The following is a 15095-nucleotide window of genomic DNA, read 5'->3' as shown; positions in this document are numbered from 1 at the left end:
TAATTGTTATAGTCCAATGGCATTGCGTGCTTTGGATAAACGATCTTCGCCGTTTACTTTGTCGATCATGTTGATAAGGTCGATTTCTGTAATCTCTTCGTTGTTGATGATCTCTTTATAGTAAGTACATTGCGTAGTGATTTTGGTCGAGTTGCTTTCACCTTGTTTTAGTTCACCACGGTCTTGTTCTTTATGACGTCCGTTAACAATGATTTCGACTTTAATAAAATCTTCACTATCATCTTTTTGGTAAGCACCAGCAAAACGTAATGTAACGCCATTGAGTAAGCCGCCATGCTGTTTTAGCACTTCATGAGCTAACCCACCGATTGTCCATTCAACATTTAATGCATCATCTTCATATCCCATGTCGATTGGTACACTACCAGGCATACCTGCACCACGATAGTTTTCAAATTTTCGGGTTAGTTTTGGTGGTGTGAATGATTCGACTTCACCAGCAAAAGATGTCCCGTTGACATAGACGTTAAAGTATTTGAGTTTTTTAGGTAGAGCCATTTAATTGTTCTCCTTAGTTAGTGGCGACTGAATTAGCCAGCTCAACCAAATATTTATCGGTAATGCGTTGGCGTAACATAAGATTTTCAAGTGGCGGGACAGGGGTATAATCATAATCGATATATAATTTGCCTGCTTTTAGAATGTCTGCTGTATTAGCTTCAGGATCAAACCATGCTTTACCATCAATAATGTAGCCGTTAGATTTTAATTCACGGAATTTATTATTGATTGATTCAATTAAATCTTTAATTAAAGAAGCATGCATTGGTGCATCAACTAATTGGAATTGAGCTTCAGCGATAGTGTCAGCTAATACTTGTGCAGTACGAGTGTAGTTTTCAAACGCAAATAATGTATCAGCAGAACAGGTACGAGAGCCCCAGAAGCGATAACCTTGATTGCAAATTAAAGTTGTTACATCGTGTTCGTTTAAGTAATTTGAATCTGAGCTTTCTTCTTGCAAATCCCAAAATACATCGTTAGAAATGCCTGTGACGCCATTGACAGGGACATTTGATAATGTTTTATGCCAGCCAACTTTTTGGTCGATTTGGGCACGTAGACCTAACGCTCTAGCCGTTGCAGCTAAAGTAACATTTTGTTTTTGTGTGGTATCAAAGCCGACAAAATCAGGCCAAATTACCATCGCTTCTCGAGCTCCTAATTTATCGCGATAAAGTACCGCTTGCTCTTTGGTTTTAGCGCCATAAGCAGAAACATAACAAAAGGCACGTAATTTTTGTGCTAATGAAACTAGCGCAGTAGCAACTGGTAATGAGTCATAACCAGGTACACCTAAAATACGTGGTTTTACTTTCAATTGCGTTTGTGCTGAAAGTAGTGCTTTCATACCAGTATATTTGCCGTCTTCAGTCGTGGTACCAATAATATTTGCTTCTGTTTCTGCAACAGTTGCACCTGTTTCAACACGAACAGCAACAATAACCGGTGAACACTGATCTGCAATTGCTTCTAGTGTTGGTTTGAGTGTTCCTGTTGAGCCAGCTTTACCGATAGCAGTATTGACATTGGTAATCAAAACTGGGGTGTTAAGTGGAAAATGCGTCGCATCGGCATCATCGCCAGTACAAACAATACCAATAACAGCAGTTGATACTGTTCTGATAGAGCGTGAACCTTCATTGATTTCGATGACTCGGACGCCGTGATGATAGTCGTTAGCCATAAGTTCTCCGTTGTGGTTTACATATCGTAAAGTTAATGTACTTATCAATATTTACATATTTAAAACAAAGGAGTTAGTGATTGGATTTGTAGTGGAAATTGTTACAACTTATAATAAAAATGTTTATAAGATAGAATGAATAAAACAGGTAAAGAAACTGTCATTTACTATGCTAAATCGAATAAGTAAATGACAGTAATTGATACAAAAATTAGTTATTTGGATTATTTGGCCAATCGATATTTGGCGCTTGTTCGATATCAATGCGATTAACTAGCACACGATATTTTTTCCATTCAGCGAGTAATTGTTTTTCTTGTTTACTGGCAATTTCTGATTCGACCGCATCTTGTAAATAACTGATTTGCGCTGTTGCATCAGTAATAAGCTGATTTTTTTTAGCTGAAGCTTGATTGACTTCATATTGATGCTGCTTGCTGACATCTAATTGCCATTTTTTACCATCCCAGCTATCAAATTCACTGGTTGGTTTTGATGTTGTAAAGCCATCAGGGATTTCACCCACTTCTTGCATGGTCGTTTCCGCACCCGTTTCGGTTGAGTAAATTATCGTGCCACGTAAATCTTTAGGGTAGGTCCACTGTTGGCCATTGTGAATAATGGCTTGATTATCTTTAACGCTTTTTGGTGCGTCTAAATAAGCATTAGCTGGTAAACCAACACCTGTTGGTAAATATTGATAGGTGGCTTGTAAAAATTCACCTTTAGCATCAACATTATAAACAACAGCCCAGCCTGGTGAAATTGTTAAGCCGTTATTATCTAATACTGCTGATTGTGGTTGTAATTCATATTTCATTATTTTTTCTCCTATTTATTCTGCTTTAACGATATACATAAATGCGATATTGCGAGGTCGGTTTTCATTAGCAGTTGGTACAACTCGTGATGCATCAAAATTATCACCGCACATAATTTCACCGCCACCCCCATTGGCGATCAGTGAAATCTTATATCTATTTTGTGCTGCTCGACGATAAAACGCACCACTCGTGCTATCATCAATACTTGAAAGCGCATTATCACAAACACCTGTAATATTTCGAATAGCATCGCCCTGATAACTTAAAATAGCCCTATTTGGGTCTAATCCTCGACCATTATCCTTGCCCCTGATAAATACGCCTCGCAAATCTGGTAATGATCCATTTGGATACGCAGCAGCCAATTTGGGGAATTGATTTTTATCGAACCACGAGCCATTACATTCTAACCATCCTTCAGGTGGTTTGTTAGTCGGCCACGGCAACGGCACACCGATGGGGATATAATTATTAACGTTTGCCGTTGTGATTGACTCATACCACGACTGCTTGCCTTCTGATGTCGCGCAACGGCTGAAAATTCGAGGTGTTTTTGACGCAACAGTAAATAATTGCTCAACGTAAAAATTTTTATGTGAACTACCGTAAACCGCAAGAGTAGCAGAATCGTTGCCAGACAAATCATGGAAATCTGATGTTTTGGTTGCGTACCAACCACTTAGTAAGCGTTCATCAGGGTTAGTCATTGGAGTACCAGTCAATGAACCGATTCCGTAATCTCCAGCTTTTAGCGCTGATTTACCATTAATCGCTACGTCATCAATATATTGAAAATTCCACGAATTTGTAGTCGAATTGTAAATAAGTTTACTCAACCATTGTTTTTTTTCTGCATTATAAAAAACGTGTGAATAATTATCATCTGACGTTACAAGAGCCATTATATTTTTGTTGTCATAATTGATTTTCAGTCCATTTTTCGACAATATTAATTCCCCCATCATGGTGTCACCCGTTTTTTTTACCGCTCCTTTTGCTAAATCATAGGCTTTTTTGACAGCTAATGGTGTTGCAGCTTGGTTTTCGAGATTAGAATCAATAGCTGAATTTAATTGCACAAATCCTTTTGATGAGGTTGTTGCATTTGGATGATTAGTTGACTTTTCATGAGCTGTCATTTTAGAAGTAATCAAATCATCCACATATTGACGGGTCGCTAATACCACTGATGGGTCGATTTTAAGCGCCACAGCATTAACATTATCAACCACAATAATCATTCGGATAACTTGTGTTCGACCACTGCCTTCTGATAGTTGTGGTTTATAGGTGGCAGGGCAATTACCAACAGCGACTAAAGTATCACTTTCATCATATAAACCAATTTCATTAATAAACCAACCGCCCTGATTTTCAGGAATGACCAACTCAGCAATAATTTGATTAGGATTTTTTTCATCAATGGTTAATGAATTTAGTGGTGCTTGATACACTTTGTGAATTAGTTTAGTTTGACTAGCATTGGGTGTTGTCGTATTACCATTTGCATCACCAACAGCCATTTTACTTAATTTGAGTGGCTTACCTAAAGCGGTAGCATTCGCTAGTAATGCTGCTCCTTGTTGAGTAATTAACGTATAAAATTTTTGACTCATATTTTCATTCCTATAAATAAAAATTCGAATCGCCAATAAGGCGATCGAATGAGCTGATTGAGTTTGTTTTAAATGTCTAGTTTATGAATACTTTATAAAATGCATTGAATTTGCATTTCATAAAATGGCTTGCTGAAGATAGTGACATAATCTAAAAAAGTTAGTTAATGAATGAATTTGTAATAAAATTTATTACAAGTAGCTAGAATGATAATCAATAAGTGCTATAAAATATGAATCAAAAACCTTAGGGAAAACACTAAGGTCTTTGTTGATTAATTAACGCTATTTGGGTTGTTTTGGCCAATCGATATTTGGTGCTTGTTCAATATCAATGCGATTGACTAGTGCGCGATATTTTTTCCATTCACCGAGTAATTGAATTTCTAGTTCACTGGCGATTTGCGAATCAACTGCATCTTGTAAATAACTGATTTGCGATGTTGCTTCGGAAATGAGTTGTTTTTTTTGAGTTGTCGCTTGGTTAACTTGTGATTGGTACTGTTTATTTTTATCTAATTGCCATTTTTTGCCATCCCATTTGTCAAATACACTGTCTGGTTTTAAGGTGGTATAACCTTCAGGAATGTCACCAACCTCTTGCATAGTCGTTTCCGCTCCAGTTTCGGTAGAGTAGATCGTGGTGCCACGTAAATCTTTAGGGTAGGTCCACTGTTGGCCATTATGGATGATGGCTTGATTTTCTTGCACGTTTTTCGGGGCTTCTAAGTAAGCATGAGCCGGTAAGCCAACACCCGTTGGTAAATATTGATAAGTGGCTTGTAAAAATTCACCTTTTGCATCAACATTATAAACAACAGCCCAACCAGCTGAGACTGTTAATCCTTTGCTGTCTAATACTGCTGATTGTGGTTGTAATTGATATTTCATTATTTTCTCCTTTATTCTGCTTTAACGATATACATAAATGCGATATTGCGAGGGCGGTTTTCATGAGCGACAGGTACAACACGTGATGCGTCAAATGAATAAACTTGCCCCCAATTGTCACTATCACCCATTTTTACTGCAGCATTCCATCTTGAATCAGATCGGAACACCCCATCTGCAGTAATGGGTTCAGCACCACCGGCACGAGTAACAACCGGGAACCGACCATAAATATTTCGAATAGTGTCTTGTTGCCAGTCTAATATTACGCGATACGGGTCAGCTCCTCGGGCATTGTCCCAGCCTCGAATAAATTCACCACGCAAATCGGGTAAAATTCCTGATGGGTAGGCTGCAGCTAGTTTAGGACATTTATTTTTATCGAATGTTGAGCCGTTACACTCAAAATAGCCAGCGGGAGGATAGACCTGTGGCCAGGGCATTGGCACACCTACCGGTGGCGTTCTATCTCTAACGAATTCATCTAATTTTCCAATTCTGCTAGCTGGCAAATAACCATCTATCCAACCGTCGTGATTGATAGACCACGAAAAACAGTTTTTTACTAGACTATACATGCCAACGAGTCCATCGTCTCGAACCACTTGATAAAACCGCTTATCTTGTGAATACATGCGAGATTCAAAACCGCCAGATTGAAATTTATCAGCGATATTATCTACTCTACCGCTAACCACTTTCGAATAATCATGGACTTGACTAATTCTGTTATGAGCAGAAATGACTTCGTTATTAATCGATTTAGCGTATTCATTAACATTAGTAATTCTGTTGTTAGCTGAAGTTACTCTGCCGTCAACTTCTTTTGAATAATTGTGTACTTGACTAATTCTGTTGTGAGCCGAAATAACTTCGTTATTAATCGATTTAGCATATTCATGAACATCATTAATTCGCGCATGAGCATAATTAACGTTATCATTGACTTTTTTAACTGCGATGGGCGTTGACGCTTGGTTTTCAAGATTAGAATCGATGGAAGAATTTAATTGCACAAATCCTTTTGATGAAGTTGTTGCATTTGGGTGATTAGTTGATTTTTCATGAGCCGTCATTTTTGCGGTAATTAAATCATCAACATATTTTCGGGTAGCCAATACCACAGCTGGATCGATTTTTAATTCAATAGATTGAGTATTGTCGACAATAATGACCATTCTAATCACTTGTGTGCGACCACTGCCTTCCGCTAATTTAGGCTTATAGGTAGCAGGGCAGTTACCTACGGCAATTAGATTACCTTTGTCATCAAACAAGCCAATTTCATGAATAAACCAGCCTCCATCAGACTCAGGTATAACTTGTTCTGCAATAATTTGATTGGGATTTTCTTTATCGACAAATAGTGTGTTGATAGCAGCACGTCTAACTTCGTGCACTAATTGAGTTTGGTTTGCATCAGGTTTTGGTATTTTACCGTTACCATCTCCAACCGACATTTGAGTTATTTTCAGTGGCACACCTAGTGCGGTAGCATTAGCTAATAGTGCCGCTCCTCGTTTAGTTAAAATTGTATAGTATGTTTGATTCATGGTGTTATGCTCATTGTATCGATTAAATGAATAGTTGCGCCAAAATGGCCTTCGGATTGTGTTGTGATTGTTTCAGCAGTATACGGATAGATGTCTAAAGTATTACCATCATAGCTACTGGCACCAATGGTTAATGAACCTTTGGAAGCTAATTGGATAGCCAAATTTGATAATTGACGTGATACCGGTTTAACATCATCAATTATACGGCTAAGTTCTTTATAGGATTCTTCGGTTATGCCGGTATCTAAAACGCCAATTTCTAGAGCAAAAGAGCCTGGTGTTTGATTGTTTTGCCACCATTCGATAATTTTAATTAAGTAACCAAATGGTTCTACTGCTCGGCGAATTGCATCTTTGGTTCCTTTCAGTTTATGGATCTCAAATGCTTCGGCGATGACTTTACGTTTAATCTGCTCAGACCATTTTTCATCCCAACGATCGACACTATATTGCCATGCTAAGTAGGGTAGTAATTCATATGGACAAGTTTGTGGATCCCAAAGTGAACGCAGTGGTATGGGTGGCTTACAAGCCATCGTTTGTGAAAGTTTTTTTTCCAGTTTGGTGGCAGTAGGGGGGAGTAGCGTATTATTCGCCATAACCTGCTACCTCAATCTGATAGTTTGAACAGTAACTAGCTTGTTCACGGTTGATGATAATATCTTGTGCTGGCTCTTGAAGTTCAACACGTTGAACACCAACCGCATGTAATGCGGAAATGATTGCGCTGCGACTGATTCTTCGACCAATACGATGTTTTTCGCTTATATAAGCTTGTAAATTATCCATGGCCGTTTTTTTAATCGGCTCTGATTCTGGTCCTGGATACAAGTAAAGTTTAGCTTTGATTTGATAGTTAATTAATTCTACCGACTTAACTGTTACCCTATCGGCAATCGGCCGACGATCATCTTGATTGACTGCTTTTTTGACAATTTCAATTAATTCATTAGAAGCTAGACCATTATTGTCACGAGCTAATATCGCTAATGTAACACAAGCAGGTGATGGGCTTTCTGCTGCGGCATCTAGTACTCGTCCATCAGCACTTCGTGCAAAAAATTCATATGCCGCGCGCGGTCCTGCAACCGATAATCCTTCAAAAGCTGATTGAATTCGTACTCTAAAGTCACTATCGGCTTCTTTAATTTCTTTGATAGCCGGAACGACACTATTGTCTGCAGCTTGAATTGTTAAACGATAAACATTAAAGTTTGCCCCTAAATTATCTAAATCCTGATCTTTAGCATGAGCAATCATTAATGCTTGTGAGGCTTCATTGATTCGTTGCCGTAAAATTAGTTCATAATAGCTGCTTTCTTGTAATAGTTTGACAATCGGCTCACTTTCAAATTGTAATGTTTTAGCAACTTCTTCCTGCTCTTGCTCACTATAAAGTGAAATGAATTTGGCTTTGCGACGATTAAAGATCTCCTCAAAATCTAATGATTCAATCACATCAGGGGAAGGTAATTTTGAAAGATCTGTTAATGTGGCCATGTTGCTACCTCGATTTCGCTAGTAAATGTTTGGTTTGGTTTGTCTATTCGGGAACCGGTTATTTGTAAGGTTAATTTTTCTTTATCAGGAAATACATCGACAGCATCAAGTTTTATTCTGGGTTCCCATTGAGCAAGAGCCAATACTGTTGCCGAAATCACTCGTAATTTTGTTGCTTCTGTATTTGGATTATCTAAAAGTAAAAACAGTAATGAACCATAACTACGACGCTCAATTCTCGAACCAATCGGTGTTGTAAGAATATCTTTAATTGATTGGTTGATATGATCCATATCGTTAATTGTTCGTCCTGTTTTGCTATTCATTCCTATGTAACTCATTGCGGTTTTCCTGTTGAATCACCACCAGCTTTAACGCCAATATGGGTGTGAGAGTCTAATACAATGCCGTTCGATGATAATTGACCTTGTTTATGAATGACGTTACCAGTTAAGGTGCCTGTACTACCTTTGGCGCCACCACCGCTAGCACTAAATGATTTGAATGTTATATGATCACTACATTCAACCAATGGTGTATCAAGTTGAATTTTACTGCCAGCTTTAGCGGTGATTTGTTCACTTGCTTCAATCACAGCCGTTTTGATACCTTTGATGGTTAATTGGCTGGTTTCGGGTTCATATTCAAATGATGCACCATCGGGAAATGTTACAAAATATCCATCCTCAGATTTAGATGGGGCAGGATTAGCATCACAATATATGCTAGGTAATACGCAACCTAACGAAAGGTTACCATTAGGGCTTAAAATAAATACTTGTTCACCAACCGATGGCCGCCACCATGTGCGACTTTTACCGGCACGATGAGTAAACCAAGGTAACCAGGTGGTAATTAAATCACCGGTACGGACTTTAACCTGATCGCCATTAGTTTGATAAATAACACCAGGGCGGATCAGGTTTTCAATTTTTCGTAGAATGTCGACTAAGTCGGCGGGATGATAATTTTTCATAACGACTATAATGAAATTTTATCAAATAAAAATAAAGTAAGCGTAGTTGTAGTGATTGGGGTTACAATTTTTCAATGAGTTATATTGTACTTATAGATTATTTGGCATAACTTAATAATTAACGTTCGAGATAACTATTTTCTTAATCTAAAATAAAAATGATTTAAAATCAATATATTAATTGAGTGCTTAAAAAAGGTTTTTTTAAAACAACATTGCGTTTTGTCGTTTTATTAACAGAGCTCATAGTATATATTGTTCTAATTCAATCCGGTATAGGAATATTAGAATGTTTACTTCCTTGCGTCTTGTTTACAGCAGTACTGATGCGAACATATTAAATATACCTGTTTAACAATATGATTGGTGGTCTAAAACAAATGATAGGATTTTTGTAACGCCTTATGCATCAATGTTATTTCGTAGTGTAATCGCTGCAAAAATTTAGACCTCTGAACGCTATAGGACTAATACAATTCAGTTTGACAAAAAAGTTGAGGAAAGTTTTTTAAAATCCTCGATATTGCTAATCAACGGCCCATCGCATATATTACATAAAATATTTTACTTCTCTAAAAAGAATAGTCATGACACAAAACATCGATTTGAACGAAATAGATAAGTTTGCAAAACTTGCTTCGCAATGGTGGGATCCCAATGGTCAATGCAAACCATTACATATTATTAATCCATTACGAGTAGATTATATAAAACAACAGTCAGGTGATCTAAATGGAAAAAATGTATTAGATGTTGGCTGTGGCGGGGGAATTTTGTCAGAGAGTCTAGCTAAACTTGTGGCTAATGTAACTGCAATTGATCTTGCAGAAGAATCATTAGCAGTGGCAAAATTACATGCTGAGCAAAATGGTTTAGAAATAAACTACCAGAATCAAACAGTAGAGCAGCATGCTGAACAATTTCCTGCACACTATGATGTTATTACTTGTATGGAAATGTTAGAACATGTTCCCGATCCATTTTCAATTATTCAGTCTTGTGCAAAATTGCTTAAGCCTAATGGACAACTCTATTTATCGACCATTAATCGTAATTATAAAGCAAAATTAATGTTGATTTATGGCGCGGAATATATTGCACGCTTAGTGCCGAAAGGTACTCATGATTTTAATCGCTTTATTCGTCCTTCAGAATTAATGACTTGGGTTGAACAGGCTAATTTGACTGTCAAAGGGATAATTGGTATGGAGTATCATTTGCTCAGTAATCAATTTCGTTTAGGTAAAAATGTTGACGTCAATTACATCTTAATGGCACAAAAAAGCGATGACGAGTAACAGAGATTAGTTTGCGCTATATTTATCTTCTGAAATATAAATATAAAATTTTACTGGTCTTTTATATTAAAAGTGAGTAGAATGCATCGGCAATATTTTATCAACAATTCAACTCAATGGTGAATATTGTCATGTCTCGTATAGTTAAAGAAGCCCTCACGTTCGATGATGTTTTATTAGTTCCAGCTCATTCAACTGTTTTACCTAACACTGCTGATATTACAACTCAACTGACCCAAACCATCAAATTAAATATTCCAATGTTATCTGCGGCAATGGATACCGTTACCGAAGCCGAACTTGCTATTGCGCTTGCTCAAGAAGGTGGTATTGGTTTTATTCATAAAAATATGCCAATTGAAGTTCAGGCAGAACATGTCAAACGGGTAAAAAAACATGAAAGCGGAATTGTGCAAGATCCCGTATCTGTATTACCAACTGCAACGATTGAAGAGGTGATTGAACTAGCCAAAGAATATGGTTTTGCTGGTTTTCCAGTTATAACTGAATCTCAAGAGTTAGTTGGCATTATTACTGCTCGTGATGTTCGATTTGCTACTGATTTATCACTATCTGTTACAGCTGTAATGACGCCTAAAGAACGCTTAGTCACTGTTAAAGAAGGTGAATCTCGAGAAAGCGTTTTGAAAAAAATGCATGAGCATCGGGTTGAAAAAGTATTAGTTGTTGATGATCGTTTCCACTTAAAAGGCATGATAACAGTCAAAGACTATAATAAAGCCGAGCAAAAACCAAATGCTTGTAAAGATGAAAAAGGTCGTTTACGAGTAGGCGCTGCTGTTGGTGCAGGAGCAGGTAATGAAGAACGTATTGCTGCATTGGTAGAAGCTGGTGTTGATGTGTTACTTATCGATTCATCACATGGTCATTCAGAAGGTGTACTTGAACGTATTCGCCAAACAAGACAAGCTTATCCAAACTTGCAAATTGTAGGTGGTAATGTGGCAACCGGTGAAGGAGCAAAAGCTCTGATTGATGCCGGAGTAAGTGCAGTCAAAGTCGGTATTGGACCAGGTTCAATTTGTACTACACGTATTGTTACTGGGGTAGGGGTACCACAAATTAGTGCGATTATGGATGCTGTTGAGGTAGCTAAACAACATAATATCCCAGTTATTGCTGATGGAGGTATTCGTTTTTCAGGTGATATCGCTAAAGCAATTGCAGCTGGTGCATCTTGTGTTATGGTTGGTTCAATGTTTGCAGGTACTGAAGAAGCACCAGGCGAAATTGAATTATTCCAAGGTCGTGCCTATAAATCTTATCGAGGTATGGGGTCGTTAGGTGCAATGGCAAAAGGATCATCTGATCGTTATTTCCAATCCGATAATGCTGCTGACAAGTTAGTACCAGAAGGTATCGAAGGTCGTATTGCTTACAAAGGGTTATTAAAAGAAATTATTCATCAACAAATGGGTGGCTTACGTTCATGTATGGGATTAACTGGCTGTGGAACTATCGATGAACTTCGCACTAAATCGAAGTTTTATCGTATAACAGGTGCCGGTATGAAAGAAAGTCATGTTCATGACGTGCTTATAACCAAAGAGCCACCTAACTATCGAGCCGGCTAATAAGTATGATTTAGAAGGGATTGAATACAATCCCTTTTTTTTATTTATATTATTCGCTATCTAAAAAGTTTAGCCAAATTATTGTAAAGATCTAAAGCCGTATTTTAAAAGTTGAATTTAATAATATTCACGAAAATTAATAATTAAATATTAAAATTTATTGCATAGATTTTCTTCTATTACTATACTTGCTGATTATTCCTAATACAAAATCAGATTAGCATTTACCCTTTTATTGGTAAAAAATATATCAAACATCAGGTTAATTGACATGGTTGTCACTATGTATAATAAATTTAAATTTGAAGCCCGCCTAAATAATCATTTAAATTTTGCTAATTTTAGTAATAAACTCAACTGTAGGCTTTTGTTAATATTATGTTTTTTAACTATTAGTCAAAAAAGCCAAGCAATCGCAGTTAATACCGTAAATACCATTATTGGTAGTAAACCAAAAGTTGTTAATCTAGAAGCTGCTTCAAACAAACATGGCTTTATCTTAAATGGTGTTTTCTATAGCTCAAGCACTCATAATTTAAGCGATACGGATATTAACGAATTTAATGGTTTAACAAAATTTAGTGATTTTATTATTAAGGACTATACTGCAAATGATTTAGATAATACATCTAATTATGATGATTCAGATGGTGATAGTATTCGTAGTAATAAACCATTTGTCGTCGAACAAACTGTTTATAATTGGTTTGATAATAATGGTGAAAAAATTCCTGATAGTGATATAGGTAATATAATAGGTTGTGGAAGCAATTATGCAATGCCGTTGTCATTGACATTAAAAACTTCAGTAAAAACCTATTCTGAATATGGTACCCCAAATGAAAGTGAGGCAGTAGAGATAACTAAAATATATAAAATTGCACCTACAGGTGATGTATGTTATCTGAAACCAAATTCAACTAAAGTTTTACCTTTAAAACAATGGCGTGGTAGTGATGCTCAAGGGACTATGTATCCATTTAATACTGGCCCAATAAAACCAGATCCCGAAAATGGTGGTGGTTATACTGAAGATTTTATTGTTGATAAAGGATTTAGAGCTAGGCCAATTGTTTCAGATAAACCCTTTCCTACTACAGGCTTCCCAGGTGCAGAATTTCAATTAATAATGAATTATTCTCAAGATAGTTATACTTATAATGTAGCGGTTAATCCTGGTAATGTGGCAACAGTTGATCAAACAGGTAATGTTCTTTTAAAAGCTAAACCACCGGAAGGTAGTGGTGATATCGTTATTCGAGCTACATTAAAATCCTCTCCTAACAAACATTTTGATTATAAATTTAATCCAACTTCCGTTTGGATAGAACCTCAAAATGTGGGTAGTTATGATTGGCGTACTGCATTTAACCGATTTTGTGGTGGAATTGATGGATTCCCATCTCGCAAAGATTATTCTAACTCACCTGTAGTTAATGTTGGTCCTAATTGGCAACGTAATGGGAAATGGAATTTTTCTACTCGTGCTATTAATCAAGGACTTTATCCTGAATGGGGATTTACAAATCGTCGTACTTATCCAAATTCTAAATGGGAATGGGATGAAACGACTTATTTTACTAAAGATCCTAATTCTGATACACAGTACTTTATTATTTACCTACATGATGGTGGGCTATTGCCTTCTCCTCGTACGCCTGGTGATTTCGCTGGTGATGATTTTGCGTTTATAGCTTGTAGAAAATAACATTTTATTAAATTATGTTTTGGATTATTGATACCAATACTTGATCAAATACGTTAATTCAAAATAGATGTTATTTACTTTTAGAAGGATGGTAAGAAATAATAAAGCTATGATATTGTAAAGTGAAATAACATTTTTAAACAATTAACTAACGCTAAACAGCAAAAACTAGAATTTGTTTATCAGTAACTTTGGATGAATATTTTTAACCTATAATTTTTGTTTTTATGATGACATAGATAGTTCATAGGTTAAAATAACACATTGAATTTTATAAAATTGTATCTAATAACCCATGTTTCAACAGGAACGATACTGAAATCAATACAGTAAATTATTTATACGGCAAAGCGTTTTGCTTTAACCATTAAGAGTGGCAAGTATTATTTTCAAGTTATAAAAAAGACCGAGTTGTTATCTGTCTCGGTCTTATAATAAAATTTACTTATCATGAGCTTAACTGACAAGCACTACATCTTAAGATGTGTTTCTAGTTTTAATTATTTTTCAATTTTCTTTTCAAAATTGACAGAATAACCCATTCCTCTTTTACGGTAGGCTTCTTTCGCTTGATAACAAGGATAGGCTTCTGTTATTTTACGTTCTAAAGTATTTTTCTCGTTCCATTCTAAATTTTGTTCTTCAATGGCTGCTATTTTATCGGCACATGAGTTAAATGTTGTAATAAATTCATCATCATTGTCGGTAAAGAATTTTACATGTTTCTCATTTTCTCTATCAAAAGCTTCTTCCCAACTTTTTCTACAAGCGTTTAAAGAATAGATATCTTCGGCACAATAAAGTGGTTTTTGGGATTCAATTGTTTGGATATCAGCGTTAGCCAAATCTTCAGTGGCTTTTTCCTCTAAAGCCGATTTAGCAACGGAGCAATTTGAACCTTGACGTTGATCTAATTTACATATAGAAATCATTTGCTCTTTAATATCTTCGAATGGTAGTTGTTTTAACTCTTTTTTACCTTCGTCAACTTTCTCATCATAAACAATTTTCCAAGCCTTACATTTAGGAGAAGGTGTTGAGAATAATACATTGCAGCCTTCAACTTTCATAAATTCATTGATTGACTTTTGCCATGATTTGCCTGCTATTTGGTTTCTAATGGCTGTCATTTCTGTTTCTAAAGCTTGTTTTTCCTCTGCTTCTTTACGTTCTTGTTCTAATTTAGCTTGTAGGATTCTATCTTCTTTAATAGCATTTTCTGCAGCTTGACATTCGGTATCATTTTTTATTTTTTCGAATAATTTCTCATCATTTTGTCTAAAAGCTTTATTTAAATCATTATGGCATTCTTCTAATTTTTCTTTAGCAGAATCAATATGTTTTAAATAATACTCTTGATTTTTTTCTTCACATCCAGCTAAACCTAATCCGGCAATTAATACAAGTCCTATCACTTTTAAGT

The 15095-nt window shown here is 36.2% G+C and carries 14 protein-coding genes; 3 read left to right on the top strand and 11 right to left on the bottom strand.

All coding sequences use genetic code 11. The features are described from left to right. Positions 1-6: 6 nt before the first annotated feature. The 10 genes from B6C99_RS09905 to B6C99_RS09860 all read right to left on the bottom strand — a co-directional run bounded on the left by B6C99_RS09905 (position 7) and on the right by B6C99_RS09860 (position 9071). Positions 7-519: a phage major tail tube protein gene (locus B6C99_RS09905; protein WP_086359674.1), complete on the bottom strand. Its 513-nt coding sequence runs from the start codon at positions 517-519 to the stop codon at positions 7-9. 13 nt (positions 520-532) lie between these two features. After that, a complete protein-coding gene (locus tag B6C99_RS09900) occupies positions 533-1708 on the bottom strand; it encodes a phage tail sheath protein (RefSeq protein WP_086359673.1) in 1176 nt (391 codons plus the stop codon). A gap of 211 nt (positions 1709-1919) precedes the next feature. Further along, complete coding sequence (locus tag B6C99_RS09895) at positions 1920-2528, bottom strand: tail fiber assembly protein (RefSeq protein WP_086359672.1); 609 nt, start codon at positions 2526-2528, stop codon at positions 1920-1922. A 15-nt stretch (positions 2529-2543) separates the two neighbouring features. Continuing rightward, positions 2544-4148, bottom strand: coding sequence for a phage tail protein (locus B6C99_RS09890; protein WP_086359671.1), 1605 nt, complete (start codon positions 4146-4148; stop codon positions 2544-2546). A 285-nt stretch (positions 4149-4433) separates the two neighbouring features. Continuing rightward, complete coding sequence (locus tag B6C99_RS09885; protein WP_086359670.1) at positions 4434-5039, bottom strand: tail fiber assembly protein; 606 nt, start codon at positions 5037-5039, stop codon at positions 4434-4436. A gap of 11 nt (positions 5040-5050) precedes the next feature. Beyond that, positions 5051-6592, bottom strand: coding sequence for a phage tail protein (locus B6C99_RS09880; RefSeq protein ID WP_086359669.1), 1542 nt, complete (start codon positions 6590-6592; stop codon positions 5051-5053). Continuing rightward, positions 6589-7194 carry a phage tail protein I gene (locus tag B6C99_RS09875; RefSeq protein ID WP_086359668.1) on the bottom strand — a complete coding sequence of 202 codons (606 nt, stop codon included), beginning with the start codon at positions 7192-7194 and terminating at the stop codon, positions 6589-6591. The genes B6C99_RS09880 and B6C99_RS09875 overlap by 4 nt, the downstream gene beginning before the upstream one ends. Beyond that, positions 7184-8095, bottom strand: a complete 912-nt coding sequence (locus B6C99_RS09870) for a baseplate J/gp47 family protein (RefSeq protein WP_086359667.1) — start codon at positions 8093-8095, stop codon at positions 7184-7186. The genes B6C99_RS09875 and B6C99_RS09870 overlap by 11 nt, the downstream gene beginning before the upstream one ends. Further along, positions 8083-8436 carry a GPW/gp25 family protein gene (locus B6C99_RS09865; RefSeq protein WP_086359666.1) on the bottom strand — a complete coding sequence of 118 codons (354 nt, stop codon included), beginning with the start codon at positions 8434-8436 and terminating at the stop codon, positions 8083-8085. The genes B6C99_RS09870 and B6C99_RS09865 overlap by 13 nt, the downstream gene beginning before the upstream one ends. Further along, the gene (locus B6C99_RS09860; RefSeq protein ID WP_086359665.1) at positions 8433-9071 is read right to left on the bottom strand and encodes a phage baseplate assembly protein V; all 639 of its coding nucleotides are present in this window, start codon (positions 9069-9071) and stop codon (positions 8433-8435) included. The genes B6C99_RS09865 and B6C99_RS09860 overlap by 4 nt, the downstream gene beginning before the upstream one ends. A 587-nt stretch (positions 9072-9658) precedes the next feature. Between B6C99_RS09860 and ubiG the strand changes: the two genes are divergently transcribed. The 3 genes from ubiG to B6C99_RS09845 all read left to right on the top strand — a co-directional run bounded on the left by ubiG (position 9659) and on the right by B6C99_RS09845 (position 13672). After that, complete coding sequence (gene ubiG / locus B6C99_RS09855; protein WP_086359664.1) at positions 9659-10369, top strand: bifunctional 2-polyprenyl-6-hydroxyphenol methylase/3-demethylubiquinol 3-O-methyltransferase UbiG; 711 nt, start codon at positions 9659-9661, stop codon at positions 10367-10369. Between the two features lie 131 nt (positions 10370-10500). After that, the gene (guaB, locus tag B6C99_RS09850; RefSeq protein WP_086359663.1) at positions 10501-11964 is read left to right on the top strand and encodes an IMP dehydrogenase; all 1464 of its coding nucleotides are present in this window, start codon (positions 10501-10503) and stop codon (positions 11962-11964) included. Positions 11965-12331: 367 nt separating this feature from the next. After that, positions 12332-13672, top strand: a complete 1341-nt coding sequence (locus B6C99_RS09845) for a hypothetical protein (protein ID WP_143413925.1) — start codon at positions 12332-12334, stop codon at positions 13670-13672. Positions 13673-14172: 500 nt separating this feature from the next. On the opposite strand, the gene B6C99_RS13200 is transcribed toward B6C99_RS09845, so the two are convergent. Then, positions 14173-15095: hypothetical protein (locus B6C99_RS13200; RefSeq protein WP_086359661.1), on the bottom strand; the 923-nt coding region annotated here is incomplete at its 5' end.

Source organism: Gilliamella sp. N-G2 (assembly GCF_002142215.1).
Lineage (GTDB): Bacteria > Pseudomonadota > Gammaproteobacteria > Enterobacterales > Orbaceae > Gilliamella.
The sequence above is the reverse complement of the archived record's forward strand: the minus strand, read 5'-3'. Positions and strand labels throughout refer to the sequence as shown.

Bases quoted from the DNA above. Each gene is read 5' to 3' on its own strand.
- B6C99_RS09905 (WP_086359674.1), bottom strand. From the start codon at position 519: ATGGCTCTACCTAAAAAACTCAAATACTTTAACGTCTATGTCAACGGG.
- B6C99_RS09900 (WP_086359673.1), bottom strand. From the start codon at position 1,708: ATGGCTAACGACTATCATCACGGCGTCCGAGTCATCGAAATCAATGAA.
- B6C99_RS09895 (WP_086359672.1), bottom strand. From the start codon at position 2,528: ATGAAATATGAATTACAACCACAATCAGCAGTATTAGATAATAACGGC.
- B6C99_RS09890 (WP_086359671.1), bottom strand. From the start codon at position 4,148: ATGAGTCAAAAATTTTATACGTTAATTACTCAACAAGGAGCAGCATTA.
- B6C99_RS09885 (WP_086359670.1), bottom strand. From the start codon at position 5,039: ATGAAATATCAATTACAACCACAATCAGCAGTATTAGACAGCAAAGGA.
- B6C99_RS09880 (WP_086359669.1), bottom strand. From the start codon at position 6,592: ATGAATCAAACATACTATACAATTTTAACTAAACGAGGAGCGGCACTA.
- B6C99_RS09875 (WP_086359668.1), bottom strand. From the start codon at position 7,194: ATGGCGAATAATACGCTACTCCCCCCTACTGCCACCAAACTGGAAAAA.
- B6C99_RS09870 (WP_086359667.1), bottom strand. From the start codon at position 8,095: ATGGCCACATTAACAGATCTTTCAAAATTACCTTCCCCTGATGTGATT.
- B6C99_RS09865 (WP_086359666.1), bottom strand. From the start codon at position 8,436: ATGAGTTACATAGGAATGAATAGCAAAACAGGACGAACAATTAACGAT.
- B6C99_RS09860 (WP_086359665.1), bottom strand. From the start codon at position 9,071: ATGAAAAATTATCATCCCGCCGACTTAGTCGACATTCTACGAAAAATT.
- ubiG (WP_086359664.1), top strand. From the start codon at position 9,659: ATGACACAAAACATCGATTTGAACGAAATAGATAAGTTTGCAAAACTT.
- guaB (WP_086359663.1), top strand. From the start codon at position 10,501: ATGTCTCGTATAGTTAAAGAAGCCCTCACGTTCGATGATGTTTTATTA.